Here is a 25,372-nt window from a genome sequence, read left to right as displayed (position 1 = left end):
CTCGGCCCGGCCCGAACACCCGCCACGTGCGAAGTCCCCGGCATCGGTGCACGCAAATGAGCTAGGAGCGGTGCCGGTTCTGATGTACCACCAGATCGTCAAGGACCCGCGCAGCGACTACGACCGCAAGCCGGCGGAGTTCCGCGCCGAACTGGAACGGCTCGCGAAGGAGGACTACGTACCCGTCACCGCGGGCGCCTACAGCAAGGGGAAGATCGACATACCGGCCGGGAAGCACCCCGTCGTCCTCACCTTCGACGACTCCACCGACAGCCAGTTCGCGCTCGGCGACGACGGCCGGCCGGACCCGGACTCCGCGATCGGCATCCTGCTCGACGTGGCCGAGCGGCACCGGGGGTTCACCCCGGCGGCCACCCTCTTCGTGAACGGTGACGCCTTCCCCGGCACGGGCACGAAGAAGGCCCTGCGGTGGCTGCACGCGCACGACTTCGAGATCGGCAACCACACGCTGGACCACGCCAACCTGCGCGATGTCTCCGCCGGGGAGGCGCAGCACCAGATAGCCGCCGGCCAGCGGGTCATCACCAAGAGCGCGCCGGGCGCGAAGGTGACCTCGATGGCCCTGCCGTTCGGCGTCCAGCCGAACCCCGCGGAGCTGGACATCAAGGGCGCGGCGGACGGCGAGCGGTACGCGTACGAGGGCGCCTACCTCGTGGGCGCGGGGCCGGCCCCCTCGCCGTACGCCACCGCCTTCGACCCGGTCGGCATCCCGCGGATCAGGTCGGCGGGCGCGCACGACAAGGACGCCCAATTCGGTTCCGCGCACTGGCTGGACGAGCTGCGGGACGGCGGGGTGAAGCGGTACACCTCGGACGGCGACCCGGGCCGCGTCTCCTACCCGAAGTCGTCCTCGGACCGGCCCGCGAAGGAGTTCAAGGACCGGACCCGGCCGTACTGAGCCCGCGCCACTGGCGCATCGCCGCACATCGGGGCGCGCACGACATCGTGCGCGCCCCGAGTGGTGTCCTTACGCCTCGGCCGTGGACACCAGCGGAAACGGCTCCCGGCTCACCCGCTGCGCGTCCTCCAGCGCCCGCCGGGCCTGGGCGTTCCGCGGCGCGATGACGTGGAAGGCGGTGCCCAGCGCCCGGGCCCGCCGGAAGACCCGGACCAGCGCCGGCACCCCGCAGCAGGCACACACCAGGGAGCAGGCACCGAGATCCACCAGGAGGCTCGCCGCGCCCCGGTTGAGGAGGATGAGCATCTCCTCACGGGTCTGGGTGACGCGGGCGCAGTCGAACTCCGGCGGGCGGAGCACCACGGCGCCGCCACCCGACTGAGTGCACCAGGAAGACCGGGGAGGACTCGTCATCACTGCTCCTGAACGGCCGGGCCGGCGCGCCGCACCGGCAGGGAATGCATCTGCCCACACGTGGTCCGCAGCATTGACGTGCCGTTCGGAAATCCGGTCACTCGTGCTCGGGGGAATTCCACGGTAGGGCGGCGGGCCGATACCCCGCCACCGCAGGGCCCGCCGCCACACGGCATTCGACGCGGATTCGCCCCGCGGGTTTACTTCCCGGTGGTCTGCCGGTTCAGTCCTTCAGCTGCGGCAATACCTTTGTGCGATAGAAGTCGAAGAATCCGCGCTGGTCCTGCCCGATCTGGTTCACATGGACGGTGTCGAATCCGGCGTTCGCGTACTCACTGAGCGCCGCGACATGCGCGTCCACGTCGTCGCCGCAGGTCACGGCGGATGCCACCTGATCTCGGGTGACCAGTGTCGAGGCCTGCTCGAAATGGCGCGGGGTCGGCAGTACCTGTCCCAGTTCGCCCGGCAGTTGTTGGTTGGGCCACAGCCGGTGTGCGGTGCTGATGGCTTCTTCCTTGTCCGTTCCCCAGCAGACCTTGAGGCCGCCGTGCACCGGTTTGCCACCGCCGCCGCCCCGCCGGAACCGCTCGATGGCGTCCGCGTCCGGCGCGACGGTGATGAATCCGTCGCCGATCCGGGCGGCCAGTTCCGTGGCGGTCGGGCCGAAGCCGGAGACATCGATCCGTACCGGTTCCTCGGGCACGGTGTAGAGCCGCGCGTTCTGCACGGTGTAGTGCTTTCCGTGGTGGCTGACTTCCTTGCCCTCGAAGAGCGACCGCATCACCTGTATCGCTTCTTCCAGCATTTCCAGCCGGACGGAGGTCTGCGGCCATTCGCCGCCCACGACTTGTTCGTTGAGCGCTTCGCCGCTGCCCACGCCGAGCCGGAACCGACCGTCCAGCAGAACCGCGCTGGTGGCCGCGGCCTGGGCCGTGATCACCGGGTGCAGCCGCTTGGTCGGGCAGGTCACGGCGGTCTCGATCGGCAAGGACGTGGCCTCGGCGAGCGCGCCGATCACCGACCAGACGAAAGGCGACTGCCCTTGTTCGTCATTCCAGGGGTGGAAATGGTCCGAGATCCACAACGAGGTGAATCCGGCCTGCTCCGCCATACGCGCCTGTTCCACCAGATCGCGCGGGTCGTGCTCCTCGCAGGACAGGAAATAGCCGTATTCCGTCATCACAAGCTCCTCGGATTCCTGGTCCGCCAAGCGACCCCGGCGGCGGCCCGGTGGATCGGCGGGACCGGCTGCGGACGGCGCGGCAGCCGGGAGAGCGGCCAGGAGAACTGCTGGGTAGGGAGGGCGTGCAGCCGGACGCCCGTACTCCGTACGCGGAAGGCCCCGGCGAGGGCGCGGTCGGCCCGGGCATCGATGGACCCGTACTCCGTCCTCGCCGGGGCCGGCGCACGGGCGTCAGCCCGCCGGCCCGGACTCCTCGGGGGTGTGCGGGGGCGGCAGCGGGTCGGGGGCGGGCCCGGGCTGCGGGCCCGGCGTCGGGGGCGCCGGGTTCGGCGGTACCGGATCCGGCTCGGGGCCGGGGGACGGCGCCGGGGGCACCGGGTCGGGGCCGGGTGCGGGCACCGGCCCGGGGGCGGGGCCGGGCTCGGGTCCGGGCGATCCCGGTCCCGGGCCCGGCGTCGGAGGCACCGGGTCGGGCGTGGTGGGGCCGGGGCGTCCCGGCGGCTGTGGCGTGGTCACGGATCCTCCAGCGAGTGCGGGCGGCCGTCGCGCCAGGGCGGGGGCGGGGGCAGTACGCCTGCCCGCCGACCCGCCGGCGTCCCACGGGTGCCCGCGGGGCTCCGCCCCTAACGCCCGGCCGCGGAACCGGTTCGGTCAGTGCGTCACCGGAGTGGACCAGCGCAGCAGCGCGCCGAGCCCGCCGGGCGGCATCTCATCGGTGTGGTGCAGCATCACGGCCTGCGCGCCACCGGCCACGGCGGACCGCAGCAGCGCGTCGTCGGCACGGGCCGGGGCCGGATGCACCTCGCCCAGGTACTGCATCTCCGAGCCTCGCGCGGCCAGCTGGTCGGGGTCGGGGCCGACCCAGACCTGGCGGCCGGCGTCACCGCCGTCGGGGCTGATGAGCAGCGTGTCGATGCGGTGCTCGCGGGCGGCCTCGATCAGCTGGGGCACACCGGCGGTGACGTCGGACTCGCCGTTGCTGCGGCCGCTCCCGGCCTGGAAGCGCTGGATGACGTCCTCGGTGTGGTCGAGTTCGAGGCCGGCGCGGACATGGGCGATGTCGCGTTCCAGCCGGGTGCTGTCGGCGCCCCGGGCCCGGCCGCCGTGCTCGCTCTCGTACGCCACGGCGCGCAGTTGCTCGGGCAGCCGGTCGCGTACGGAGCGGCGCTCGCGGGCGTCCCCGGCCAGCAGGATCAGGTCGGCGCCGGAGTGCTCGAAGGCCTGGACCGCGGCGTCGGCGATGTCACCGGCGTTCTGTTCCCAGGTGTTCTCGACCTTGAGCTGGAAGTGGCGTTCGGACCAGTCACCGCTCGCGGTCCGGTGGATCGGGTAGTCGTCGCCGCTGACCTTTCCCGCGCTGTCCCGCGCCGTGTCGCTACACAGCTCGAAGTCGGCGCCGGTCCGGTCCACGTACACCACGAGGCACACCGGGTTCTCGCCCAGCGCGTCCACCAGCGGGGCCAGCCGGGGCACCGGCGACCAGGTGGCGCCGCGGGTGACGGGCGGCCCGGCCAGCGGGGTGTCCAGGACGACCTCGCCGCCGGTGGCGAAGACCGCGCGGCCCGAGTGGGCCAGCGACCGGCCGGGGCGGTCGAGTGTGGTCAGGCAGTCGTACACGGCACGGCAGGTGGGCTCGTCGGCGCCGAGCGCCGACAGCTGGTCGGCCGCGTTGCGCGCCGACAGCTCCTGCTGCTTGGCCGCGTCCTCCGTGCCATGGCTGACATCGGCGTAGACGGACGCCCACGGGCCGGGGCGTTCGACGATCGGTTGCAGGAGCGAGAGTCGCATGGCGCATCCTCCTCGGAATGGGGCGTTCACCAGGTACGGGTCCGCGAAGGCGGGCTTCGGGGGCCGTGGGCTTCCGCTCTCCGAAGGCATCGTCGCTGTGGTGAGTGCATCACTCTCCGGGGTGCCCTGTATGCCACTGTTCATGCAGTTCGTCTTCACTGCAGCTCTCCTGCGGTTCTGCTGTCTCACGAGCACCTCCGGTCACGCCAGGGGCCCGGAATCGCACAGGTTGCGGCGCTCCCCCTTCTGGTCCAGTGAGGTTTCTCCGCTTCGGATAACGGTTACCTGGCGAGCCGAGACACATGCCCAGAAGCCCTCGTCGGCGACTCCAGCACGGCGCGGAGCGGGAAGGAGCCTTCAGAGATGGCGGACAAGAAGCAGGAGCAACGGGAGCGGTACTACGCGCACGACCCGAGCGACGGCCCGCTGACCACCGACCAGGGCGTGCCCGTCGACCACACCGATGACTCCCTCCAGGCGGGCGAGCGCGGCCCCACGCTGATGGAGGACTTCCACTTCCGCGAGAAGATCACCCGCTTCGACCACGAACGGATCCCGGAGCGCGTGGTCCACGCGCGCGGCTCGGGCGCGTACGGCTACTTCCAGCCGTACGAGTCGTGCGCGGAGTTCACCAGTGCCGCGTTCCTGCAGGACCCGAGCGTCCGGACGCCGGTGTTCGTCCGCTTCTCCACCGTCCAGGGACCCCGCGGCTCCGCCGACACGGTGCGCGACGTCCGTGGCTTCGCGACCAAGTTCTACACCTCCGAAGGCAATTACGACCTGGTCGGCAACAACTTCCCGGTCTTCTTCATCCAGGACGGCATCAAGTTCCCCGACTTCGTGCACGCGGTGAAGATGGAGCCGCACAACGAGATCCCGACCGGCGCGTCGGCCCACGACACGCTGTGGGACTTCGTCTCGCTGCAGCCCGAGACGCTGCACACGATCATGTGGCTGATGTCGGACCGCGCGATCCCCCGCAGCTACCGCATGATGCAGGGCTTCGGCGTGCACACCTTCCGCTTCGTGGACGCGCAGGGCCGCGGCACCTTCGTGAAGTTCCACTGGAAACCCAAACTCGGCGTGCACTCCCTGGTGTGGGACGAGGCGCAGGAGACGATGGGCCGCGACCCGGACTTCAACCGCCGCGACCTGTGGGACTGCATCGAGGCCGGCGACTACCCGGAGTACGAGCTGGGCGTGCAGCTGGTCCCGGAGGAGGACGAGCACAACTTCGACTTCGACCTGCTCGACGCCACGAAGATCATTCCCGAGGAGCAGGTGCCGGTCCGGCCGATCGGGCGGATGGTCCTCGACCGCAACCCCGACAATTTCTTCGCCGAGACCGAGCAGGTCGCCTTCCACACGGCGAACGTGGTCCCCGGTATCGACTTCACCAACGACCCGCTGCTCCAGGCCCGTAACTTCTCCTACCTGGACACCCAGCTGCTCCGCCTCGGCGGCCCGAACTTCGCGCAGATCCCGGTCAACCGGCCGGTCTCGCCGGTCCGCAACAACCAGCGCGACGGGTTCCACCAGGGCGAGATCCACCGCGGTACCACCAGCTACACCAAGAACTCCCTGGCCGGCGGCTGCCCGGCGGTGGCCGGCGCCGACGAGTCCGCCTTCCGGCACCTGACCGAGAAGGTCGCCGGACACAAGATCCGCCGGCGCAGCGACAGCTTCCAGAACCACTACAGCCAGGCCGCGATGTTCTGGAAGTCCATGGCCGAGTGGGAGCAGCAGCACATCATCGAGGCGTTCCGCTTCGAGCTGGGCAAGGTGAACACCAAGGAGATCCGCGAGCGGACCGTCGCCCAGCTGGCCCGGGTCGACCACACGCTCGCCGTCGCGGTCGCCGAGGGGATCGGCGTGGCCCCGCCCGAGCGCCAGGAGACCCCGGACGTCACGCCGTCCCCCGCGCTCAGCTTCGAGAACAACCGTGGTGACGGCTCGATCGCGACCCGCCAGATCGCCGTGCTCGTCTCGGACGGCGTGGACGCCGACCAGGTCGACACGATCCGCTCCGCGCTCACCGCGCAGGGCGCCAACGTCGAGGTGCTCGCGCCGCACGACGGCGAGTTCACCGGCTCCGACGGCGTGACCCACCCGGTGGACCGCGCGCTGCCCACCGTCGCCTCGGTCCTCTACGACGCGGTGGTGCTCCCCGGTGACCCGTCCTCCGTGCCCCGTACGGCGCAGGACCCGGCGGTGCTGAAGTTCGTCCGGGACTCCTACCGGCACGGCAAGGCCATCGCCGCGCTGGGCACCGGCATCGACCTGCTGAAGATGCTGGAGCCGGCCCGGCTGCGGACCGCGGACGAGCACGAGCACACCGTGTCCGACGAGGGTGTCGTCACGCACCACCCGGTCGGCCCGGCCAGTGAGCAGTTCGCGCAGGCCTTCATCGAGGCGGTCGCCGCCCACCGGCACCGCAACCGCCCGCCGCTGGGCCGCTGAGCGCGCCACGGGGCATGAGAAAGGGCGGGCGGTCCGAGGACCGCCCGCCCTTCTCTCTTCTGTCGCTCGGACGGTCCGCTAGCCGTCGCGCTTGCGCCGCCGGTGGCTGGTGTCGCACCACGGGTACCGGCGGCTGCGGCGGCATCTGCACAGGGCCACGCAGAAGCGATCGGAGGCGACCACGCCGCCGCCCTCCAGCCGCACCTCGACCGGGCCCTCCACCAGCATCGGGCCGTCCTTCTCCAAGGTGACGCGGCGGACGTCCCCGGCCGCGGCCGGGCCGGGCGCCCGCACCCGGGAGGCGGGCGCTGCACTCCGTGCCCCGGAGTCAGGACCTTCGCTCGGCACGGATCACCACCAGCTCTTCCTTCTCCTCGTCCGGTGCCACCAGGCCCTGGCTGTGCAGCCAGGGCTGCCGGGACCGCAGGACGGGCCCGAAGGGCACGCAGCGGTGCTCGACCACCACGGCGTCCAGCCCCGCGGCGCGCAGCGTCCGCAGCGTCGGATCGGTGCCGCTGAGCGCCGAGTGCACCATGAGCAGCACTCCGCCCGGCGCGAGCAGGCCCGGCGCGTCCCGGCAGATCCGGTCCAGCAGCAGCCGGCCGTCGTGCCCGGCGTCCCAGGCCCGCGCGCTGCCGCGGCGGGGCAGCACCGCGGCGGGCGCCGGGACGTACGGCGGGTTGGTGAGGATCAGCCGGTAGGAGCGGCCCGCCACGGGGGCGAGGAGGTTGCCGCGCACCACGCGTACGGGCAGGCCCGCGAGGCGGGCGTTGAGGCGGGCCGCGAAGACCGCGCGCCGGGAGATGTCGACGGCGGTGACTTCACCGCCCCGCCGGGCGGCCGCGAGCGCCAGGGCGCCGGTGCCGGTGCCGATGTCCAGCACCCGCGCGCCCGGCTCCAGCGGCTCCTGGCGCAGGGCGTCGGCCAGCAGGGCCGTGTCGTCCTGCGGGGCATAGACCCCGGGAAGCGTTATCAAAGGCACAAATCAGGAGTACCCGGATAGTTCCCTTTCACCGGCTCGGACCGGGGCGGCGTCACGGTACGTGGACGAGGTCCGGTTCGATGGGCACCCGCAGTGACGACTCCCCCGCCCGCCAGGCGCTCAGGAGCCGCTCGCCGAAGCGGTCGTCCAGGAAGCCGGTGGCGTCGATGCCGAAGGCGATGTCCCGGTCCAGGTGCGGCTCGGCCGCCAGCAGGCCGTCGACGACCTCGTGCCGGACGACCTGCTCGTGGACGGCGTCGGCCTCGACGTGCTCGGTGTAGAAGAACTCGGCCGCCGGACCCGCGCCGGCCCGCCGCATCGCCCCGGCCAGCCGGCGGGAGGCAGGCGAGGAGGTCACCTCCACCGCGGCGAAGTGCCCGACCAGGGCCCCGCGCAGCGCCCGGTGCAGCCCGAAGAGGGACATCAGGTTGACCACGGCCAGCATCTCCGCGCCGGCCGCGTCGAGGTAGCGCCCGTACGCGGTGTCCAGGCCGAGGTCCGTCATCAGGTCGGCGAAGAGCCGGGCGTGCACCCGCTCGGGCCGCCCGCCGCCGAACTCGTCGAACTCCACCGCCGCCATGCCCGCCTTCGCCCGGCCCCACAGCCGCGGCAGCACCCAGGCGTGCGGGTCGGCCTCCTTGAGGTGGTACAGGCTCCGCTGGGCGGCGTATTCGCGCAGCTGGGAGCGGGTGCCGGAGCGCTCCAGCAGGTGGGGGACGCCGTCCCCGCCGACCGGTTCGACGAGCAGCTCGTCCAGGGCGTCCGCCGCGCTCGTGTGCTCGGTGGCGTCGGCCCGCAGCGCGTCGAGGAAGCGGCGCTCCAGCACGGCCCGGAACCGCAGCAGCTCCGGGTCCCATTCACGGTCGGGGTCGACGCCCGCGAAGCCGCGGTAGTGCAGCTCGTACGCCACGTACAGCGCCAGCTGCAGGTCGTCGCCGTACGGATCCGCCGCGGCGGCCGCGGCGGCCGCGCCCGGCGGGCCGCCGTCGCGCAGCGCGCCGGTCATGGCTGCCGAGACCGGCCCCCGCTCCTGCGGCAGTCCGGGCCCGGTCGGCTCGTCTCTCATCGCTGTTCTCCACCCCTGGACATGGCCGGTGACGCGCACCGCCGCCGAGTGCCCCTCAGGCGCGCGGTGTCACCTCGACCCGCACCAGACGGCAGCAGCGCTGGAGGATGCGGGAGACGTGCATCTGCGAGATACCGACCTCCTCGGCGATCTGGCTCTGTGTCATGTCACGGAAGAACCGCAGGTAGAGGATGATCCGCTCGCGCTGCGGCAGGGCCCGCAGGACGGGCGCGGCGCACAGCCGCTCCTCGACCAGCTCCAGCTCCGGGTCCTCGTCCCCCAGGAAGTCGGCGAGGTGGAAGGAGTGGCCCGCGTCCGTGCTCATGGGGCACTCCAGCGACAGCGCGGTGTACGCGCCCTGGGCCTCCAGCCCGAGCACCACGTCCTCCTTGGAGAGTCCGGTGTGCTCGGCCAGGTCGCCGATGGTGAGGGTGGCGGAACCGTTGCGGAATTCCAGCTGCTCGCGCGCCTGGTGGACGGTGGCCCGCAGCTCCTGGGTCCGGCGGGGCACGTGGACTGCCCACAGGTCGTCCCGGAAGTGCCGCCGCAGCTCACCGAGGATGGTGGGGATGGCGTACGCCGGGAAGGGCGTGCCCGAGGCGGCGTCGAACCGGTCGACGGCCTTGAGCAGGCCGACCGCGGCGACCTGCCGCAGGTCCTCCTCGGTCTCGCCGCGGCCGCTGTAGCGGCGGGCGAGCCGGTTGGCCATCGGCAGCCAGCCGCAGACGATCTCCTCGCGCAGCCGCTTCCTCACGGGGCCGTCCGGAAGCGTGGCCATTCGGGCGAATGCGGCGTCGGTGTCCGGGGTATCCGGATGGCGGCGGAGCGCGGTGGAGGCAGCCATGGCTCTTCCCTTCCGGTCGGGATTCCGGCACCGGCGGAATCGCCATGAACGAACGTGCATGACCGCCCGTGCCCCGACCGCCGGAGAGTTTTTACTTTCCGACTGAAACACTCGTTTCCGAAACCATCGGCCAGGTACCCGAACAGGCCGGGACCGCCCGGCGGCGAACCCTCGGTTCGCTGCCCACATTTTCTCACTTCGCCGCCCGGCGCACGCGGACACGGCTTTGCGCACCGCTCGTCCTACTGCCTCGACGGGGGTCACTCCGGTATCACCCGGCGTACCTCCGGTCCGGGCCCCGGAATTCCGCGCTGGTCCAAATGTGTGACACGTGTCGATTCCGGTTCCCGCGGGTACCCGGCGGACATGACCAGCTACGAGTCCTTGGCGGCTCCCAACCGAGACCTGCTCGTCGGCATCGGTCCGTTCGTTGTGGGCCTCGTCGTCGTGCTCCTGCTCATCGGCGCCGTGGGATACGGCCTGCGGCGCAAGCGCCGGCGTTCTCAGCCGGCCCCGAATCAGCCCGTCGCGCCTACGGCAGGCGGGTACGAAACGGGAATGCGTACGGGTGACGAAGTCACCGCCGACGGTCACCGTCGAATGCCGTACGAGTTCGACCAGACCCGCGGCACCCGCCCCTCCGACGGCGAACCGCCGAAATGGCAGGAAGGCCACAGCGGCTCCTTCGGTAACGGCTGACATCACGGGGCGCGGTGTCGCCACCCGCCCCTGAGCGGTCGCTCACGGAGAACGTGAGAGGCCGCTCTCGGCCATGCCCACTCATTCCGCCGGCCGGGTGAATACGGCGGTCGGCCCATTTCCCCGTGGGCACTCACCTGAATTTCCTCCTCCGGCAAAGCGTCGGTCCCGGGACGGCCCTCGCTCAGCGGCCGTCGTCCGCCGGCACATCCGGCCACGTGGCAGCGTCCGGCACCCGTCCGTCGCCCCCGGCGAGCACGGGCCGTTCGGCCCACGGTCAGGTCATCGGCATCTCTTCGTCACGCAATGATCGTGAGACGGGGTTTCGCTGCGTCCTCGTACGCCGCGAGAATTGCCCTGCGCACCATGCGCCTCGTCCACCCCCCACCGACGAAGAGGTCACCCGCCCATGCCGCATCTGGACCGCCGCCGCTTCCTGCAACTCGCCGGAGGCACCGCCGCCTTCACCGCGCTGTCCGGCTCCCTCGCCCGCGCCGCCGCGATCCCGGCCCAGCACCGCTCGGGCACCATCGAGGACGTCGAGCACATCGTCGTACTGATGCAGGAAAATCGGTCCTTCGACCACTACTTCGGCTCGCTCCGCGGCGTACGCGGCTTCGGCGACCCGCGCCCGGTGAACCTGCCCAGCGGCAAACCGGTGTGGCACCAGTCGGACGGCACGAAGGAGGTTCTGCCGTTCCGGCCGGAGGCCGACAACCTGGGCCTGCAGTTCATCCAGGACCTCAACCACGACTGGGCCGGCAGCCACAAGGCATGGAACAACGGCAAGTACGACCAGTGGATACCCGCCAAGTCGGCGACCACGATGGCGTACCTGACGCGCGAGGACATCCCGTTCCACTACGCGCTCGCCGACACCTTCACCGTCTGCGACGCCTACCACTGCTCGCTGATCGGCTCCACCGACCCCAACCGCTACTACCTGTGGAGCGGTTACACCGGCAACGACGGCACCGGCGGCGGCCCGGTCCTCGGCAACGAGGAGGCCGGGTACGGCTGGACCACCTACCCCGAGCGGCTGGAGAAGGCCGGCGTCTCCTGGAAGATCTACCAGGACATCGGCGACGGCCTCGACGCGGACGGCAAGTGGGGCTGGATCGACGACGCGTACCGGGGCACGTACGGCGACAACTCGCTGCTGTACTTCAACCAGTACCGCAACGCGAAGCCCGGCGACCCGCTGTACGACAAGGCCCGCACGGGTACGGACATCAAGCAGGGCGACGGCATGTTCGACCAGCTCAAGGCCGACGTCACGGGCGGAAAGCTGCCGAAGATCTCCTGGATCGTGGCGCCCGAGGCGTTCACCGAGCACCCCAACTGGCCCGCGAACTACGGCGCCTGGTACGTCTCCCAGGTCCTGGACGCGCTCACCTCCGACCCGGAGGTGTGGAGCAGGACGGCGCTGTTCCTCACCTACGACGAGAACGACGGCTTCTTCGACCACGTCGTGCCGCCGTACCCGCCGTCCTCCGCCTCCCAGGGCCTCTCCACCGTGGACGTCGGCCCCGACCTCTACAAGGGCGGCAAGGGCTACGCCGCGGGCCCGTACGGTCTGGGCCAGCGCGTGCCGATGCTGGTCCTCTCGCCCTGGAGCAAGGGCGGCTACGTCTGCTCGGAGACCTTCGACCACACCTCCGTCATCCGCTTCATGGAGCGCCGCTTCGGCGTCCACGAGCCCAACATCTCGCCCTGGCGGCGCGCCGTCTGCGGCGACCTGACCTCGGCCTTCGACTTCGCCAACCCCGACGCGCGGCCGGCCGAGCTGCCGGACACCGAGGGCTACCGCCCGCCGGACGGCGACCGGCACGACGACTACGTGCCCAAGCCGCCCGCCGACCCGTCCCTGCCCCGCCAGGAGAAGGGCTCCCGCCCGTCCCGGGCCCTGCCCTACGCCCCGTACGCCGACGGCAGGGCCGACGCCGCGGCCGGAAAGTACACCCTCACCCTCAGCGGGGGCGACAAGGCCGGCGCCGCCTTCTACGTCTCCGCCGCGAACCGCGGCGACGGCCCCTGGACGTACACCGCCGCCGCGGGCAAGCCGGTCTCCGACACCTGGAACACCGACTGGTCCAAGGACGTGTACGACCTCTCGGTCTTCGGCCCGAACGGGTTCCTGCGCGTCTTCAAGGGCCCGGGGAAGACCGCGGGCCCGGAGGTGACCGCACGCCACGACGCCACCACCGGCAACGTGACGCTGACGTTCACCAACCCGGGCCGCACCGACGCGGACCTCACCCTGGCCGACACGTACGGCAGCCCCGCGCAGACCTTCAAGGTCCGGGCGGGCGCCACCGTCACGCACACCGTCGACCTGCGCCCCTCCAAGCGCTGGTACGACCTGACGGTGACATCCGAGGCCGACACCGCCTTCCTCCGCCGGTTCGCCGGCCATGTGGAGACCGGCGAGGCGGGCGTGAGCGACCCGGCGATCCGCACCGTCTGACGGGCCCCTCCGACGCCCGGCCGGCCGCCCTCGGGGCGGGCGGCCGGGCCTCGGACGCTCCACCGGCCCGGCGCGATCTCGGCTTCGGTTCGGTAACGGTGGAGGATATGTGTTGGTTCGACTGTGCAAATGTTGCTTAAAGTAACTTTGGCGGCGGCCCCGGGTGATACCGATCCCCGCGGCCGCCCCCACGGGAGAGGACTGACGACCAGGAGCGGATGCGCGTGGAGCGAACTGCGGAGCGGAACGAGCGGTGAGCGGGCGCGTACATCCCGCCACGGCGGCCCTCGGCGCCCTCCCCTATGCGGTGATGGCCCTGGTCGCACTGGTGGACCTCACGGCCGGACCGGACGCCGGCTTCCTCCCGCTGGTCTCCCTGGGACCGGCCTTCGCCGGGCTGACCGGCAGCTGGCGGCGGACCGCCCTGATCGGCGTGGTCTCCTTCGTCCTCTGCCTCGTCCTCGGGGTGTACGACGGACTGTTCGCCGGGCAGCGCGGCTACACCGCGCTCCTCTCGGTCGCCGGGGTCACGGTCGCGGGCGTGGCGGCCGCGGTGATGCGGCGGCGCCGGGAGGCGGAGCTGGCGAACGTCCGCTCCATCGCCGAGGTCGCGCAGCGCGTCCTGCTGCGCCCCGTGCCGCGCGGCGCGGGACGGCTGAGCGTGGCCGTCTCCTACACCTCGGCGGTCGCCGAGGCCCGGATCGGCGGGGACCTCTACGAGGTCGTGGCCTCGCCGTACGGCGTGCGGGCGCTCATCGGGGACGTACAGGGCAAGGGCCTGGAGGCGGTGGAGACGGCCGCGGTGGTCGTCGGCGCCTTCCGCGAAGCCGCGTACGACGAGCCGGACCTCGCCGCCGTCGGCGCCCGGCTCGAACGCGCCCTGGAACGGGACCTGCCGGACGAGAAGTTCGTGACCGCCGTGCTCGCCGAGACGGGCGCGGGCCCCACGATGACGCTGCTGAACTATGGCCACCCCGCGCCCCTGGTCGCCCGCCCGGAGGGGACCGTGGCGTACCTGACGCCGCCGCGCCGGGCCCTCCCCCTCGGCCTCACCGCGCACGGGGAGGGCGGCCCGGAGCCGTACGACGTCGGCTTCGCCCCCGGCGACCAGGTGCTCTTCTACACCGACGGGGTCACCGAGGCGCGGGACGGCGACGGACACTTCTACCCGCTGGACGAGCGGGCCGGACTGCTCAAGGAGCCGGACCCGCAGGCCGCGGTGGACGCCATCCGCGCGGACCTGGTGGAACACACCGGCGGCCCGCTGCACGACGACGCCGCAATGCTCCTGGTCCGCTACCGCACCGCCTGACACGCCCGCCCCTCGATCGCGGGCGGGCCGCACCGCCCCTCCCTCGTGGTCATGAGCGCAGTCTGGCACCCGTCACTGACAACGCGGTCGGCGTGCGGTCCGGCCGGGGGCGGCAGCAGGCGGTCAGAGCTCCAGGCGGTCCTCTATCGCGCGCAGCCAGCCGCGGGCGACCTCGGGGTCCGTCAGGGAGCGGTCCAGTACCAGGTAGAGGAAGACGCCTTCGTACCGGCGGCGCACGAGCGGGCGGATGAGGTGGTACTCGCTGTCCAGGGTGACGAGGATGTCCTCTATGCGTTCCTGGCGGTAGCCGAGGAGTTCGAGGGTGAAGAGCTTGGCGCGTACGACGTCGGTGTCGCCCACCGCGGCCAGCTCCAGGTCGGGCCCCGCCTTGCCCACGGCGCCCAGCGTCAGCCTGCTGAAGTAGTCCACGACGGCGGCGCCCAGCACTCCGTCGATGCGCACGATGTCCCGCAGAGTCTCTTCAATGTCTGCCATTGGCCCACCCGCCCCGTACTGGTAACGGCATCCTGCCACGTGGTCGTCACACGCCGTGGCCGACCACGGAAAGGGGCATGTGCCGCTGCCGTACTCACCACGAACCGCCGGTGACCCGGCATCAAGAACGCATAAAGATTGCCGGGTTCCGGCAATGATTTGTTCGATGGACATCTGACAAGATGCAGCTGACCAGGGAGAGAGTGCGCAACGGGGGAGGTATTCCGATGGCCTGGTTTCTCGGTCTCGGCATCGCGGGGATTGTGGTGCTGGCCCTCTCGCTCGTCCTCGACGGCGTACTGGAAGGGCTCTTCGACGGCCTCGGCGTGCTCGACGGGGTGTTGTCGCTGCCGGTGATCGCCGGCTTCGTGTCCATGCTCGGCTTCGTGGGCGCGCTCGTCCTCGGCACCACCGGCCTCGGCGCCGGGGCCGCCGCGGCGGCCGGAACGCTCGCCGGACTCGCGGCCGGATGGCTCACCTGGCGGTTGTGCCGTGCGCTGACGCACGGACAGACCGCGGCGACCCCGCAGGGGGACGATCTGCTCGGCACGGCCGGCTCGGTGGTCACCGCCATCCCGGCCGACGGCTACGGCGAGGTGCTGCTGCGGCTCGCGGGCCAGCCCGTGAAGCTGGCGGCCAAGGGCGAAGTGCCCCTGGAACGCGGCACCGAGGTATGGGTGGCGGCCACGCTCTCCCCCACCTCGGTCGCGGTACGCCCCGTCGAGCGCTGACCCGCGCTCCCGCGCGCCGCCCTCGCTCCCACTTCACCAGTCTCTTTCACTTCACCAACCGAACCGATCTGCCGTCCGTCCCACGGGGGCAGGGGGGAATGCACATGAGTCCAGTCCTGACAGCGGTGGCCGGCATCGTCGTCCTGATCGTCCTCCTCGCGCTGGTCGTGATCACGCGCTACAAGGTCGCCGGGCCCAGCGAGGCGTTCATCGTCACCGGCCGGCGCGGCAAGAAGGCCACCGACCCCGAGACGGGCCGGGTGTTCACCGACAACAGCGGCCAGAAGGTCGTGGTCGGCGGCGGCGTATTCGTCGTGCCGTTCGTCCAGCAGAAGTTCACCCTGGCACTCTCCAGCCGGCAGATCCCCGTGGCCGTGCGCGGCGCGGTGACCCTGCGCGGTGTGAAGGCGAACCTCGAGGGCGTCGCGATCGTCAAGGTCGGCGGTACCGAGGACTGCATCCGGGCGGCGGCCCAACGCTTCCTGCAGCAGCAGGACGAGATCGTCGGGTTCACGCAGGAGGTGCTCTCCGGCGCGCTGCGGGCCATCGTCGGCCGGATGTCGGTCGAGGACGTGATCCGGGACCGGGCCGCGTTCGCCGGGCAGGTCGCCGAGGAGGCCGAAGCCAGCCTCTCGGGCCAGGGCCTGGTGCTGGACGCCTTCCAGATCCACGACATCACCACCGAGGGCTCGTACCTGGAGGACCTCGGCCGGCCCGAGGCCGCCCGCGCCAGGCAGGAGGCCGACATCGCCGAGGCCGTGGCCCGGCGCGCCGCCGAACAGGCCCGGCTGAAGGCCGAGGAGGAGATCGCCGTCGCCCAGCGGACGTTCGCGCTGCGGCAGGCGGAGATCAAGGCCGAGACGGACGAGGCCGCGGCGCGTGCCGGCGCGGCCGGGCCGCTGGCCGAGGCCGCGCGGCGGCAGGAAGTCCTCGCCGAGCAGGAGAAGGTGGCGCAGCGCCAGGCCGCGCTGACCGACCGCGAGCTGGACACGAAGGTGCGCAAGCCGGCCGACGCGGCCCGCTACCAGGCCGAGCAGGAGGCCGAGGCCCGGCGGATCGGGCTGGTCAAGGAGGCCGAGGCGGCGGCCGAGCGGGCGCGGCTCACCGGTGAGGGCGAGAAGGCGCAGCGTGCGGCGCTCGCCGAGGCGGTGCGCATCGAGGGCGAGGCGGAGGCCGCCGCGATCGGCGCGAAGGGTTCCGCCGAGGCCGAAGCGATGCGCAAGAAGGCGGACGCGTTCGCGCAGTACGGGGACGCCGCGGTGCTGCAGATGCTGGTGCAGGTGCTGCCGGACGTCGTCGGCAAGGCGTCCGAGCCGCTGAGCGCCGTGGACAAGCTGACCGTGATCTCCACGGACGGCGCGGGGCGGCTGCCGCGGGCGGTCGCCGACAATGTCGCGCAGGGCGTCGAACTGCTCGGCTCCACCACCGGCGTCGACCTCGCGGGTCTCCTGAGGGGGATCACGGAGCGGCAGGGTGCCCCGGTGCCCGCGCCGGCCGCCGCGGACCCCGCCGCCTCCAACGGGAAGATCGACATCACCGAGTGAGTCCCGCTTCCGAGGGGCGGCCGGCGGTCGCCCCTCGGAGGGCTATCCCCAGACGGCCCGGGCGACGGCCGCCCCCGCGAAGGCGGCGCCCAGTCCGGCCACCACGCTCCCCACCGCGTTGGCCGCGGCGAAGAGGCGGGCCCCGCCCTCGGTCAGCCGCAGCGTCTCGTACGAGAACGTCGAGTAGGTCGTCAGCGCACCGCACAGGCCGGTGCCGGCCAGCAGCTGCACCTGCGAGGAGGCGGCGCCCGCGGCGACCGCGCCGGTCAGCAGTCCCAGGAGCAGGGAGCCGACGGCGTTGACGGTGAAGGTGCCCCAGGGGAAGACGGTGTCGTGCCGGGCCTGGACCGCGCGGTCGGTGAGGTAGCGCAGCGGGGCCCCGACCATGGCCCCGGCGATCACGAGCAGCCAGTTCACCGCGTGCGGCCCCCTTCGTCGCCCCGGCCGCCCTCGGGAGCGTCGTCGGCCGTCCCCCGCGAGGTCCCCGGGAGCACGATCTCGCACGGGTCGACGACGACCAGCCCCTCGCTCACCAGCTCCGCCAGCTCCTCCAGGAACGCCCGGATCCGGTCCTCGGCGTCGATGATCACCACGGCCACCGGCAGGTCCTCGCTCAACGACAGCAGCCGGCTCGTGTGGATCACCGAGGAGGCACCGAACCCCTCGATGCCGCGGAAGACCGAGGCGCCGGCGAGGCCCGCGCGGTGGGCCCGGTGCACGACCTCGGAGTACAGCGGACGGTGGTGCCAGGTGTGGTTCTCGCCGACGAACACGGTGAGGCGGAGGGCGGAGCGGGTGGTGGTCACCGCTGCCTCCGGGACAGGACGCGCCGGGTGGCGACGGCCGCTGCCCACACCGCGGCCAGCGCCGTGAGCAGGGTCAGCGCCAGGTACGCGAGGCCGGTGCCGGTCTCGCCGTGCCCGGCCAGGCGCTGGATGTCCACGGCGTACGTGGAGAAGGTCGTGAAGCCGCCGAGGACGCCGGTGCCGAGGAACGGCCGGACGAGCCGGTGCGCCGACGGGGCCTCGGCGAGCACCGCCATGAGGGCGCCGATGGCGGCGCAGCCCAGCGCGTTGACGAGCAGCGTCGTCCAGGGAAAGGCGCCGGGCGGCGTGGGCCACAGGAGCGAGGCGCCGTAGCGTGCGACGGCCCCGGCGGCACCGCCGAGCGCGACGACGGCCACGACGGGGCCCTGCCGGTTCCCGCGTACGGCGGGCCGCGCCGGGGTGCGCGGGCCGGTGCCGGGACCGGCCGGTGCGTTCAGCGTGGTGGGGTGGGGCTCTGACACGTGCTGTCTCCTACTCGCCGGGGGCGTCGGCGGCCGCGCGTGCCACAGGCACGCGGCGCGCCGGCGCGCGTCGCAAGCAGGGACCGTTGGCGGCGTCGCTGCCGCGGTTCGGGTACGGCGGGCCCCACCGCCGCGCGGGATCCGGAGATCGCCGCTCCCCCAGCCTACCGGCTCCCGTCCGCCGTCTCGCGCGCCCGTCCGCGGCCGGCCGGCCCCGCTCACGCACGCGTCCGCCCTCCGCTGAAGGGAGGGCGGACGCGACCGCACGAGGTCACGACGTCCGTACGCGGGTCACTGCATCGGGAAGATGTCCCCGCTGCCCATGCTCGACTCCTGCTCCGCCTGGCTCTCCAGCTTGCGGGCCTTCTCCTGGAGCCGCTTGCGGTCCTGCGGATCGCCGGTCCGCTCCGCGGCCTCCGACAGCTCCTTCGCCTTGTCCCGCATCTGCCGGATCCGGCCGCCGACCTCACCGTCCATACCCATGATCACTCCTTGCCCGTCCGAGACACCACGTCCGAGACGCCCGCGCCCGGGAGGACGCGGGCCCTTTCAGCGAATCAGCTCCGCGGCCGCCCCGCATCCGGGAGGCCCGGCCGTCAGCCGGGCCAGGTGCCGGTCAGTCGGCGGGTGGCGGTGGCGCCGCTGCGGTCCATGGCGGCCTTGACCGTGGCGAAGATGGCCCCTTGCAGCGCGGCTGCCAGCAGCACTTCCTTCCAGGTCCGCTCCTCGTCTCTGGCGCTCGGGGTGTCCCCCTCGTGCCCGAGGCGCTTCCACGTCTGCTTGAACAGCGCGCCCGCGACCATGCCGCTGCAGGCTCCCAGTGCCACGCCGACCGGCGTGTACACGACCTTCGCTGCGTTCATCGGAACCTCCTGGTGCGGCTGCCGCAGCGGCGGGACCCGACGAGGCCGCGCGGGCGGCCGCTGCGGACGGCGACGGTCCGGGCGCGGGCGCCGGCCTTGTGGCCGCGGCCGTGCCGGCGGACCTGCAGCCAGATGAGGACGGCCGCGGCGGCGCTCATGGCCAGCGCCGGGACGGGGCCGCGCTCAGCGGCGTGGGCCGAGCCGTCCTGGGCCCGCGCGCGCGAATGGCCGACGGCTCCCCGGACCTTGGCCTTGGCGTCGCCGGCCCTGCCCCGCACCTTCGCCCTGGCTTCCCCGGCCTTCTCCTTCGCCCGCGTCTTCACGTCCGCCTTGGCGGCCAGCTCCTCCACGGTCCGGCCCAGCTCCTCGCGGGTGTGCTCCACGCGCTCCCGCAGCTGTTCCGGCGTGAGGGACGCGGACTCTTTCCTGCCCTGGGATTCGGTCATCGGTGCGCCTTCTCCTTCACCTCGGCGACATCGGCCTTGATGCCGGCGATCGCCTCCTGTGGCGTCGGCGGCGTCGCCCGGCCGATCTCCTTCTTGCCGACCAGCGCCAGGATCCCGGCCAGCACGAGGAGCGCGCCGGTGATGATCAGGGCCGACGCCCAGACCGGCAGTACCAGCGCGAGGGCCGCGATCGCGGTCACCACCAGCGCCTCCAGCGCGAGGAATCCGACCACGCCCGCGCCGCCGAACAGCCCGCCGCCGATGCCGAATCGTTTGCCCTTCCGCACCATCTCCGCCTGTGCCAACTGCATCTCCTCGCGCACCAGCTGGGAGAGCTGGTGCGAGGCGCGGGAGACCAGTTCGCCCACCGACTCCTCGGTGTGCTGTGGTCGCGGGGGCGTGTCCGGATACGTACCGGGACGTACCGCCCGGTCCTCAGAAGTACTCATCACCGATCAACTGCCTTTCCTGGCCGCGTCCTGTGCGGATCGGGCTTCGCCCGGGTTCTCGGCCCGTTCGCGTTCCTCCTCACTCCACGCGGTGGTGTCGCGCGGCTCGACGTACGGCTCGTCGCCGTCGGGATGGCCACCGGCGACGGCCCGCTCGCGTGCCATCTCGGCGTCGAATTCCAGGCCGAGCAGGATGGCCAGATTGGTGATCCACAGCCAGACGAGGAAGATGATGACGCCGGCGAGGGTCCCGTAGGTCTTGTTGTAGGAGGAGAAGTTCCCCACGTACACGGCGAATCCGCCGGAGGCCACCATCCAGATGACCAGGGCGAGGAAGCTGCCCGGGGTGACCCACCGCAGGCCGCGCCCCTTCACGTTGGGCGCGCCCCAGTAGAGGAACGCGATCATCGTCGTGACCAGTATCAGCAGCACCGGCCACTTGGCGATCGACCACACCGTCAGCGCGATGGCTCCCACGCCCAGCGCGTCGCCGACCTGCCGCGCGATTCCGCCGGTGAACACCACGATGAGCGCGCTGAGGAGGGCCAGCAACATCAGTACCACCGTAAGGCCCAGTCGCCCCAGCAGCACCTTCCACATCGGGCGGCCCTCGGCCATGTCGTACACGACATTGGAGCTGCGCATGAACGCCGCCACATAGCCGGAGGCCGTCCAGACACCGCCCAGCAGGCCGACCACCGCGATCAGCGAGCCGACCCCGGCGTTCCCCTGCAACTGCTGCACGGCGTCGCCGATGATCTGCCGCACGGAGTCGGGTGCCAGTTGCTGGAGCGTGGTCACCACCTTCCGGCTGGCCGACTCCCCCACCAGACCCAGCAGGGAGACCAGGACGAGCAGCGCGGGGAACAAGGACAGCACCCCGTAGTACGTCAGCGCCGCGGCCCGGTCGGTCAGCTCATCGCCCTTGACCTCTTTGACCGTGCCGCGCAGCACGGCCCACCAGGACTTCTTCGGCAGGGCGGTCAGCTCGTCCGGCTCCCTCCGCTTCACCAGCGGGTCGGGGCCCGGAGACGGGGCCGCGCCTGCCTCCTGCCGCGCCGCGGGCACCCGGGCCGTCGGCTCCCCGGGACCGTCGTCGGCGCGATGAGTGGGGCCCTCCCGGCCCCCCGGTCGCGATATCGGTGCCATACGTCGTGGGTTACCGCCCGCCCCGAACCGAAACGGGTCCGGTGCGTACGGCCTCGGCGATGCCCACTCGTTCGCGCAGGGAAACCCCGCTGCCGCGGCTCCACCGAACGGGTGACGGGAGGCCGGTACGCGGCCTTTGCGTGCTGTTTCGCGACGCCGGCCCTCGCCACGGGCGGACGGGCTGGTCAGGGCAGCCCTGTGGGCACCTCGCCGGCCACCTCGCCCCCGAAGATCACATGTCCGTCCGAGGCGGCTCCGGAGAGCGCCCACAGTCCGGCCGCGCAGGCGAGGACGGCGAGCAGCAGCACGACCGCGGCCAGGACGGCGCGGCGCCGCCACTCCCTGCGCCGCCAGTGCCGCCGGGCGTGGCGGTAGGCGTCGGGAGACTGCTGGACGGTCTCGGCGACGCCCAGGAGCGCGGAGCGCAGCCGCTCTTCGGCGGAGGGCGGGGTCCGGTTCATCCGGCGGCTCCCTTCATGATCCGGCTCATCCTCGCCATCCCCCTGGAGGCGTGGGCCTTCACCGCCCCCGTCGAGATGCCCAGGGTCCGGGCGATCTCCGCCTCTTTGAGGTTGAGCCAGTACCGCAGGACGAGCACCTGGTGCTGACGGCCCGGCAGGGACCGTAACGCCTCGTTCACCAGCCGGTGTTCGTCCCGCACGAGGACCTGGCTCTCGGCGGACGGCACCACCCTCTCGACGTGCCGCTGGGCGTACCGCCTGACGACGCGCAGATGCCGCAGCCGCATGCGGGAGAGGTTGCACACGGTCGATCTGAGGTAGCCGAGCGCGGCCTGCGGTGTCCGCAGCCGGTGCCAGCGGCGGTGCAGCTGGTAGTAGGCCTCGGCCACCACGTCCTCGGCCTCGGCCGCGGAGCCGAGCAGGACCGCCAGCCTGAGCAGGCCCTGGTAGTGCGCCTCGAAGAGGTGGGCGATGGCGGCGTCCCGGTCCGCTTCGGTCAGGTCGAGCGGTTCCGGGGAGGACGGCCGGTCCGGCTCCGGCGGCCCGTCGTCCACCGCGGTGCAGCCGTTCACAGGGGAGTTCCCGGCGGACGGGCCACCGTGCTTCTCATGGGTGAGGGAGTGCATCCTGTGCTCCTGTTCAGTCGACCCGTACGGCGAACCGGGAGCCCTTGCGTTGCCGGCCGCCGGGCTCGGTCAGGGCGTCGCTCCTGCGCGGCACACCGAACCGGTCGAACAGCACGGTCAGGGCCACGGCCACGAGCAGGTTCACCACGAGCGCCGTGACGGCGACGTACACGGGAAGGCCGACCGGGCCGATCCCGACGTAGGTCACGGACGCGAAGCCGCCGCGCACGGTCATCCCCGTCCCCACCGCCATGCCCACGGCCCAGCCCACGAGCAGCGCCCGGTGGTGGAACCAGCGGGTGAACGGCGCGAGGCCGACGGCGGGCGCGGTCTGGACGATCCAGACCCCGCCCAGCAGATGGAGGTTGATCGCGTCCTGCGGAGGGAGGGACAGCGCGAAGGCGAGCGCGCCGGCGGTGAGCACGGCGGCGGCGAACCGGGCCGCGCGCACCTCGTGCTTCGGGGTCGCCGTCGGATTGAAGAACTCGCTGTAGATGTTGCGCGCCACCAGGGTCGCCATGCCGATGGAGATCACCGCGGCCGGCACGAGGGCGGCGACGGCGAGGGCTCCCAGCAGGAGTCCGGCCGGCCAGTGCGGGACGAGCCGGGTGAGGAGCGCCGGCACCGCCAGCTCCGCATGGCCCGCCGGGGTCCTCACCCCCAGCGCGAGCGCCACGAAGCCGAGATAGGCGAAGAGGCCGAGCGAGCCGGTCCACAGCGGCAGCGCCAGGGTCGCGCGGCGGACGGTGTCGGCGCTGCGCGCGGCCAGCGCCACGGTGAGCAGGTGCGGGTACATCAGCTGCGCCAGGACGGAGCCGAGGGCGAGCGTGACGTACGCGGGGTACGAGCTCGGCGGCGTGACCAGGGAGAGGTGGTCGGCGGCCAGCCGCCGGGCGGACTCGGCGAACACCTGTCGCGGGCCGGCCGTGTGCCCGCCGACCAGGAACAGCGCCGCCGCCAGTGTTCCCAGGAGCAACGCGGCCTTGAAGCAGGCGAAGACGACGCCGGGCCGCAGTCCGCCGGGGAGCAGCACGGCGGAGAAGGCGGCGAACACCACCACGATGGACAGCACGCCGGTCGCGCCCGTGGGGCTGATGCCCATGGCGCGCAGCGCGGCTTCGAGGCCGACGGCCTGGAGGGCGAGGTAGGGCATCGCGGCCACCACTCCGGTGACCGCGACCGCCAGCGCGAGTGCGTGCGACCCGTGCCGCGCGAGCGCCAGGTCCGCGGTGGTGACCAGGCCGTGGCGGCTCGCCAGGTCGCGGAACCGGGGCAGCACGACCAGCGCCGCCGGCGTGAGGAGCAGCGTGTACGTCAGGGCGTAGAGCCCGAACCCGCCCGTGGTGTAGGTGAGTCCGGGCACGGCGACGACCGTGTAGGCCGTGTAGACGGTGCCGCCGAGCAGGACGGCGACGCGGCCGGTGCCCAGCTCGCGCCCGGCGAGGGCCCAGCCGGCGGGGTGCGGCAGTTCGGTGGGGGCCGACCGGTGGGCCAGCAGCCCCGCGGCTCCGGCGACACCTGCCACGAGCAGGGTGAAGGCGACGAACGCACTGTTCAAGGACATCCGCCACCTCTGCCGTCCGACCCGCCGCGCGGGCTCCCCGATGCAGGACGGTAGACGCACTGACCGGCCCGTGCAACACATTTCGGAATACAGATTCCGCAATGCAGAAGCTCCAGGCCGGTCCCCTGACCGGCGCGCGGTGCGCCCGCCCCGCGGCGGGGCGCGTCAGGCGGCGGGCTCGGCGGGGGTGCGGACGAACCGCCAGGTGAGCAGCGCGGAGAGGGCGTACGCGAGGCCGATGACGAGGAAGGAGGCGGCGGCACCGCGGTGGACCGAGTCGAGCCCGTCGAGCAGGACGGCCATGACGGCGATGCCCACGAGCGCGCCGATCTGCCGGTTGGCGTTGAGCGCGGCGCCCGCGATGTTGGCCTGCTGCGGCCCGGCCGCCTCCATCATCGACGCGGTCAGGGCCGGAACGATCATCCCGACGCAGAAGTTCGCGATCACCATGAGGCCGGCGAGCAGCCAGTACGGCGTGGCGGCGGAGACGGTGACCAGCGCGAACGCGCAGCCGGCCGCCACGGCGAAGCCGGCGATCAGCAGGCCCCTCGCGCTGTACTTCTGGGAGAGCCTGGAGAAGGTCAGGTTGCCCACCAGGATCACCGCCATGACCGGCAGCAGTTGCAGGCCCGCGGCGAACGGTGCCGCGCCGCGCCCCTGCTGGAGGTAGAGGCTCAGCATGAACGAGCCGCCGAACAGCCCGACGTTGAGCAGGAACCCGATGGCGTTGGCGGCCGAGAAGCGGCGGTCGCCGTAGAGCACGCGCGGGATGACGGGGGTGCCGGCGCGCCGTTCGTGCACGACGAAGAGCGCACCGCAGAGCACGGCCGCCGCGCCCGCCGCGAGGATGACCGCCGAAGTCCAGCCGTAGGACCCGCCCTCGATGAGCGCGAAGCACGCCGCGGCGAGGGTCGCGAAGCTGAGCAGATGGCCGGTGACGGCGGAGGTGCCCGGCGCCGGGTCCGGTGCGGGGACGAGGCGCGCGGTGAGGACGAGGCCGATCAGCCCGAGGGGCAGGTTGAGCAGGAAGATGCTGCGCCAGCCCAGGAGCTCCACCAGCACACCGCCCACCACCGGGCCGAGCCCCGTCGCGGTGGAGACGATCGCCGTCCAGATGCCGAGCATCCGGGCCCGTTCGGCCTTGTCCGGGAAGGAGAGCACGAGCAGCGTGAGGGAGCTGGGCATGAACAGCGCGGCTCCGACGCCCTGCACCAGCCGGGCCGCGATCAGCACCTCGGCGGAGGGGGCCAGGCCGCAGGCCAGCGAGGCCAGGACGAACAGCCCCATGCCCCACGAGTAGGCCTTCTTGGCGCCCACCCGGTTGGCCAGCGAACCGCCGAGGAGCAGGAAGGCGGCGAAGGTGAGGACGTAGCCGTCGACCACCCAGGCGAGCTGGGACAGGCTCGCGTCGAGCCGGTCCTTGATGCTCACGCCCGCCACGTTGACGACGGTGGCGTCCAGCGTGGCCATGACGAAGCCCATGGCCAGCGCCACGAGCCTGGCCGTTGCCGCGCCCGGACGGGCGGATGGTGCCTCGGCGGGCGAGCCGGTGCTCGCCGTCTGCGTCGTGGTCATGGCTCCTCACATCTCGTTGCCCCACGCGCGTGGGGGTAAGTACCCTG

The 25,372-nt window shown here is 72.4% G+C and carries 27 protein-coding genes; 7 read left to right on the top strand and 20 right to left on the bottom strand.

Annotated features, from left to right (window positions below; all coding sequences use genetic code 11):
* The first annotated feature begins 70 nt into the window (after positions 1-70).
* Positions 71-919: a polysaccharide deacetylase family protein gene (locus tag ACZ6WH_RS08470; RefSeq protein ID WP_469726946.1), complete on the top strand. Its 849-nt coding sequence runs from the start codon at positions 71-73 to the stop codon at positions 917-919.
* Between the two features lie 69 nt (positions 920-988).
* Here the strand turns inward: ACZ6WH_RS08470 and ACZ6WH_RS08465 are convergent, their stop codons facing one another.
* From ACZ6WH_RS08465 to ACZ6WH_RS08455, 3 genes are all read right to left on the bottom strand, one after another.
* Entirely contained in the window at positions 989-1,333 is a 345-nt protein-coding gene (locus ACZ6WH_RS08465) for an STAS domain-containing protein (RefSeq protein ID WP_469726944.1), read from the bottom strand.
* A gap of 223 nt (positions 1,334-1,556) precedes the next feature.
* Positions 1,557-2,513, bottom strand: a complete 957-nt coding sequence (locus ACZ6WH_RS08460; RefSeq protein WP_469726943.1) for an LLM class F420-dependent oxidoreductase — start codon at positions 2,511-2,513, stop codon at positions 1,557-1,559.
* A 654-nt stretch (positions 2,514-3,167) separates the two neighbouring features.
* The gene (locus ACZ6WH_RS08455; protein WP_469726941.1) at positions 3,168-4,304 is read right to left on the bottom strand and encodes a baeRF2 domain-containing protein; all 1,137 of its coding nucleotides are present in this window, start codon (positions 4,302-4,304) and stop codon (positions 3,168-3,170) included.
* 363 nt (positions 4,305-4,667) lie between these two features.
* Here ACZ6WH_RS08455 and ACZ6WH_RS08450 point away from each other — a divergent pair, with 363 nt between their 5' ends.
* Positions 4,668-6,764 (top strand): catalase, encoded by a 2,097-nt coding sequence (locus ACZ6WH_RS08450; RefSeq protein ID WP_469726940.1) that lies wholly within the window; start codon positions 4,668-4,670, stop codon positions 6,762-6,764.
* A gap of 78 nt (positions 6,765-6,842) precedes the next feature.
* Here ACZ6WH_RS08450 and ACZ6WH_RS08445 read toward each other — a convergent pair whose 3' ends face one another.
* The 4 genes from ACZ6WH_RS08445 to ACZ6WH_RS08430 are packed head-to-tail and all read right to left on the bottom strand — an operon-like array spanning position 6,843 to position 9,656.
* Positions 6,843-7,058: a CDGSH iron-sulfur domain-containing protein gene (locus ACZ6WH_RS08445; RefSeq protein ID WP_469727214.1), complete on the bottom strand. Its 216-nt coding sequence runs from the start codon at positions 7,056-7,058 to the stop codon at positions 6,843-6,845.
* A 34-nt stretch (positions 7,059-7,092) separates the two neighbouring features.
* Complete coding sequence (locus ACZ6WH_RS08440; protein ID WP_469726938.1) at positions 7,093-7,746, bottom strand: HemK2/MTQ2 family protein methyltransferase; 654 nt, start codon at positions 7,744-7,746, stop codon at positions 7,093-7,095.
* A gap of 52 nt (positions 7,747-7,798) precedes the next feature.
* Positions 7,799-8,812: an iron-containing redox enzyme family protein gene (locus ACZ6WH_RS08435; protein ID WP_469726937.1), complete on the bottom strand. Its 1,014-nt coding sequence runs from the start codon at positions 8,810-8,812 to the stop codon at positions 7,799-7,801.
* A gap of 55 nt (positions 8,813-8,867) precedes the next feature.
* Positions 8,868-9,656 (bottom strand): SigB/SigF/SigG family RNA polymerase sigma factor, encoded by a 789-nt coding sequence (locus ACZ6WH_RS08430; RefSeq protein ID WP_432851449.1) that lies wholly within the window; start codon positions 9,654-9,656, stop codon positions 8,868-8,870.
* Between the two features lie 366 nt (positions 9,657-10,022).
* Here ACZ6WH_RS08430 and ACZ6WH_RS08425 point away from each other — a divergent pair, with 366 nt between their 5' ends.
* The 3 genes from ACZ6WH_RS08425 (at position 10,023) to ACZ6WH_RS08415 (ending at position 14,134) form a co-directional block, all read left to right on the top strand.
* Positions 10,023-10,355, top strand: a complete 333-nt coding sequence (locus tag ACZ6WH_RS08425; RefSeq protein WP_432851451.1) for a DUF6479 family protein — start codon at positions 10,023-10,025, stop codon at positions 10,353-10,355.
* 409 nt (positions 10,356-10,764) lie between these two features.
* Complete coding sequence (locus ACZ6WH_RS08420) at positions 10,765-12,822, top strand: phosphocholine-specific phospholipase C (RefSeq protein WP_469726935.1); 2,058 nt, start codon at positions 10,765-10,767, stop codon at positions 12,820-12,822.
* A gap of 310 nt (positions 12,823-13,132) precedes the next feature.
* On the top strand, positions 13,133-14,134 hold the full coding sequence (locus tag ACZ6WH_RS08415) for a PP2C family protein-serine/threonine phosphatase (RefSeq protein ID WP_432864141.1): 1,002 nt from the start codon (positions 13,133-13,135) through the stop codon (positions 14,132-14,134).
* A 123-nt stretch (positions 14,135-14,257) separates the two neighbouring features.
* On the opposite strand, the gene ACZ6WH_RS08410 is transcribed toward ACZ6WH_RS08415, so the two are convergent.
* The gene (locus ACZ6WH_RS08410; protein WP_469726934.1) at positions 14,258-14,629 is read right to left on the bottom strand and encodes a hypothetical protein; all 372 of its coding nucleotides are present in this window, start codon (positions 14,627-14,629) and stop codon (positions 14,258-14,260) included.
* Positions 14,630-14,856: 227 nt separating this feature from the next.
* On the opposite strand from ACZ6WH_RS08410, the gene ACZ6WH_RS08405 reads away from it, so the two are divergent.
* Together ACZ6WH_RS08405 and ACZ6WH_RS08400 are read left to right on the top strand one after the other, a co-directional pair.
* The gene (locus ACZ6WH_RS08405) at positions 14,857-15,360 is read left to right on the top strand and encodes a hypothetical protein (protein WP_469726933.1); all 504 of its coding nucleotides are present in this window, start codon (positions 14,857-14,859) and stop codon (positions 15,358-15,360) included.
* A gap of 104 nt (positions 15,361-15,464) precedes the next feature.
* Positions 15,465-16,904 (top strand): flotillin family protein, encoded by a 1,440-nt coding sequence (locus ACZ6WH_RS08400; protein WP_469726932.1) that lies wholly within the window; start codon positions 15,465-15,467, stop codon positions 16,902-16,904.
* A 42-nt stretch (positions 16,905-16,946) separates the two neighbouring features.
* Here ACZ6WH_RS08400 and crcB read toward each other — a convergent pair whose 3' ends face one another.
* From crcB to ACZ6WH_RS08340, 12 genes are all read right to left on the bottom strand, one after another.
* A complete protein-coding gene (crcB, locus tag ACZ6WH_RS08395) occupies positions 16,947-17,321 on the bottom strand; it encodes a fluoride efflux transporter CrcB (protein ID WP_469726930.1) in 375 nt (124 codons plus the stop codon).
* The gene (locus tag ACZ6WH_RS08390; protein ID WP_469726928.1) at positions 17,318-17,710 is read right to left on the bottom strand and encodes a DUF190 domain-containing protein; all 393 of its coding nucleotides are present in this window, start codon (positions 17,708-17,710) and stop codon (positions 17,318-17,320) included. The genes crcB and ACZ6WH_RS08390 overlap by 4 nt, the downstream gene beginning before the upstream one ends.
* A complete protein-coding gene (locus ACZ6WH_RS08385; RefSeq protein WP_469726926.1) occupies positions 17,707-18,192 on the bottom strand; it encodes a fluoride efflux transporter FluC in 486 nt (161 codons plus the stop codon). The genes ACZ6WH_RS08390 and ACZ6WH_RS08385 overlap by 4 nt, the downstream gene beginning before the upstream one ends.
* 291 nt (positions 18,193-18,483) lie before the next feature.
* Positions 18,484-18,675: a DUF6381 family protein gene (locus ACZ6WH_RS08380; RefSeq protein WP_399705236.1), complete on the bottom strand. Its 192-nt coding sequence runs from the start codon at positions 18,673-18,675 to the stop codon at positions 18,484-18,486.
* A 113-nt stretch (positions 18,676-18,788) separates the two neighbouring features.
* A complete protein-coding gene (locus ACZ6WH_RS08375) occupies positions 18,789-19,055 on the bottom strand; it encodes a DUF4235 domain-containing protein (protein WP_469726925.1) in 267 nt (88 codons plus the stop codon).
* The gene (locus ACZ6WH_RS08370; RefSeq protein ID WP_469726924.1) at positions 19,052-19,501 is read right to left on the bottom strand and encodes a DUF3618 domain-containing protein; all 450 of its coding nucleotides are present in this window, start codon (positions 19,499-19,501) and stop codon (positions 19,052-19,054) included. Before ACZ6WH_RS08370 ends, ACZ6WH_RS08375 begins: the two co-directional genes overlap by 4 nt.
* Complete coding sequence (locus tag ACZ6WH_RS08365) at positions 19,498-19,950, bottom strand: phage holin family protein (protein ID WP_432851469.1); 453 nt, start codon at positions 19,948-19,950, stop codon at positions 19,498-19,500. Before ACZ6WH_RS08365 ends, ACZ6WH_RS08370 begins: the two co-directional genes overlap by 4 nt.
* A 6-nt stretch (positions 19,951-19,956) precedes the next feature.
* Positions 19,957-21,099 carry a YihY/virulence factor BrkB family protein gene (locus ACZ6WH_RS08360; protein WP_469726923.1) on the bottom strand — a complete coding sequence of 381 codons (1,143 nt, stop codon included), beginning with the start codon at positions 21,097-21,099 and terminating at the stop codon, positions 19,957-19,959.
* Positions 21,100-21,284: 185 nt separating this feature from the next.
* The gene (locus ACZ6WH_RS08355; RefSeq protein WP_432851472.1) at positions 21,285-21,560 is read right to left on the bottom strand and encodes a hypothetical protein; all 276 of its coding nucleotides are present in this window, start codon (positions 21,558-21,560) and stop codon (positions 21,285-21,287) included.
* A complete protein-coding gene (locus tag ACZ6WH_RS08350) occupies positions 21,557-22,186 on the bottom strand; it encodes an RNA polymerase sigma factor (protein WP_432851474.1) in 630 nt (209 codons plus the stop codon). The genes ACZ6WH_RS08355 and ACZ6WH_RS08350 overlap by 4 nt, the downstream gene beginning before the upstream one ends.
* A 13-nt stretch (positions 22,187-22,199) precedes the next feature.
* Complete coding sequence (locus ACZ6WH_RS08345) at positions 22,200-23,750, bottom strand: sodium:solute symporter family transporter (protein WP_469726921.1); 1,551 nt, start codon at positions 23,748-23,750, stop codon at positions 22,200-22,202.
* 165 nt (positions 23,751-23,915) lie between these two features.
* Complete coding sequence (locus ACZ6WH_RS08340; RefSeq protein WP_469726919.1) at positions 23,916-25,325, bottom strand: MFS transporter; 1,410 nt, start codon at positions 25,323-25,325, stop codon at positions 23,916-23,918.
* Positions 25,326-25,372 lie beyond the last annotated feature (47 nt).

Source organism: Streptomyces sp. NPDC050806, from assembly GCF_055586425.1.
Note: the sequence above shows the minus strand (reverse complement) of the source record. Positions and strands in the feature narration are given on the sequence as shown.

Coding starts and splice junctions, on each gene's coding strand:
- ACZ6WH_RS08430 (WP_432851449.1), bottom strand. CDS start 9,656: ATGGCTGCCTCCACCGCGCTCCGCCGCCATCCGGATACCCCGGACACC.
- ACZ6WH_RS08460 (WP_469726943.1), bottom strand. CDS start 2,513: ATGACGGAATACGGCTATTTCCTGTCCTGCGAGGAGCACGACCCGCGC.
- ACZ6WH_RS08435 (WP_469726937.1), bottom strand. CDS start 8,812: ATGAGAGACGAGCCGACCGGGCCCGGACTGCCGCAGGAGCGGGGGCCG.
- ACZ6WH_RS08350 (WP_432851474.1), bottom strand. CDS start 22,186: ATGCACTCCCTCACCCATGAGAAGCACGGTGGCCCGTCCGCCGGGAAC.
- ACZ6WH_RS08450 (WP_469726940.1), top strand. CDS start 4,668: ATGGCGGACAAGAAGCAGGAGCAACGGGAGCGGTACTACGCGCACGAC.
- ACZ6WH_RS08370 (WP_469726924.1), bottom strand. CDS start 19,501: ATGACCGAATCCCAGGGCAGGAAAGAGTCCGCGTCCCTCACGCCGGAA.
- ACZ6WH_RS08420 (WP_469726935.1), top strand. CDS start 10,765: ATGCCGCATCTGGACCGCCGCCGCTTCCTGCAACTCGCCGGAGGCACC.
- ACZ6WH_RS08415 (WP_432864141.1), top strand. CDS start 13,133: ATGGCCCTGGTCGCACTGGTGGACCTCACGGCCGGACCGGACGCCGGC.
- ACZ6WH_RS08405 (WP_469726933.1), top strand. CDS start 14,857: ATGGCCTGGTTTCTCGGTCTCGGCATCGCGGGGATTGTGGTGCTGGCC.
- ACZ6WH_RS08455 (WP_469726941.1), bottom strand. CDS start 4,304: ATGCGACTCTCGCTCCTGCAACCGATCGTCGAACGCCCCGGCCCGTGG.
- ACZ6WH_RS08380 (WP_399705236.1), bottom strand. CDS start 18,675: ATGGGTATGGACGGTGAGGTCGGCGGCCGGATCCGGCAGATGCGGGAC.
- ACZ6WH_RS08465 (WP_469726944.1), bottom strand. CDS start 1,333: ATGACGAGTCCTCCCCGGTCTTCCTGGTGCACTCAGTCGGGTGGCGGC.
- ACZ6WH_RS08355 (WP_432851472.1), bottom strand. CDS start 21,560: ATGAACCGGACCCCGCCCTCCGCCGAAGAGCGGCTGCGCTCCGCGCTC.
- ACZ6WH_RS08360 (WP_469726923.1), bottom strand. CDS start 21,099: ATGGCACCGATATCGCGACCGGGGGGCCGGGAGGGCCCCACTCATCGC.
- ACZ6WH_RS08345 (WP_469726921.1), bottom strand. CDS start 23,750: ATGTCCTTGAACAGTGCGTTCGTCGCCTTCACCCTGCTCGTGGCAGGT.
- ACZ6WH_RS08340 (WP_469726919.1), bottom strand. CDS start 25,325: ATGACCACGACGCAGACGGCGAGCACCGGCTCGCCCGCCGAGGCACCA.
- ACZ6WH_RS08375 (WP_469726925.1), bottom strand. CDS start 19,055: ATGAACGCAGCGAAGGTCGTGTACACGCCGGTCGGCGTGGCACTGGGA.
- ACZ6WH_RS08400 (WP_469726932.1), top strand. CDS start 15,465: ATGAGTCCAGTCCTGACAGCGGTGGCCGGCATCGTCGTCCTGATCGTC.
- ACZ6WH_RS08425 (WP_432851451.1), top strand. CDS start 10,023: ATGACCAGCTACGAGTCCTTGGCGGCTCCCAACCGAGACCTGCTCGTC.
- ACZ6WH_RS08365 (WP_432851469.1), bottom strand. CDS start 19,950: ATGAGTACTTCTGAGGACCGGGCGGTACGTCCCGGTACGTATCCGGAC.
- ACZ6WH_RS08410 (WP_469726934.1), bottom strand. CDS start 14,629: ATGGCAGACATTGAAGAGACTCTGCGGGACATCGTGCGCATCGACGGA.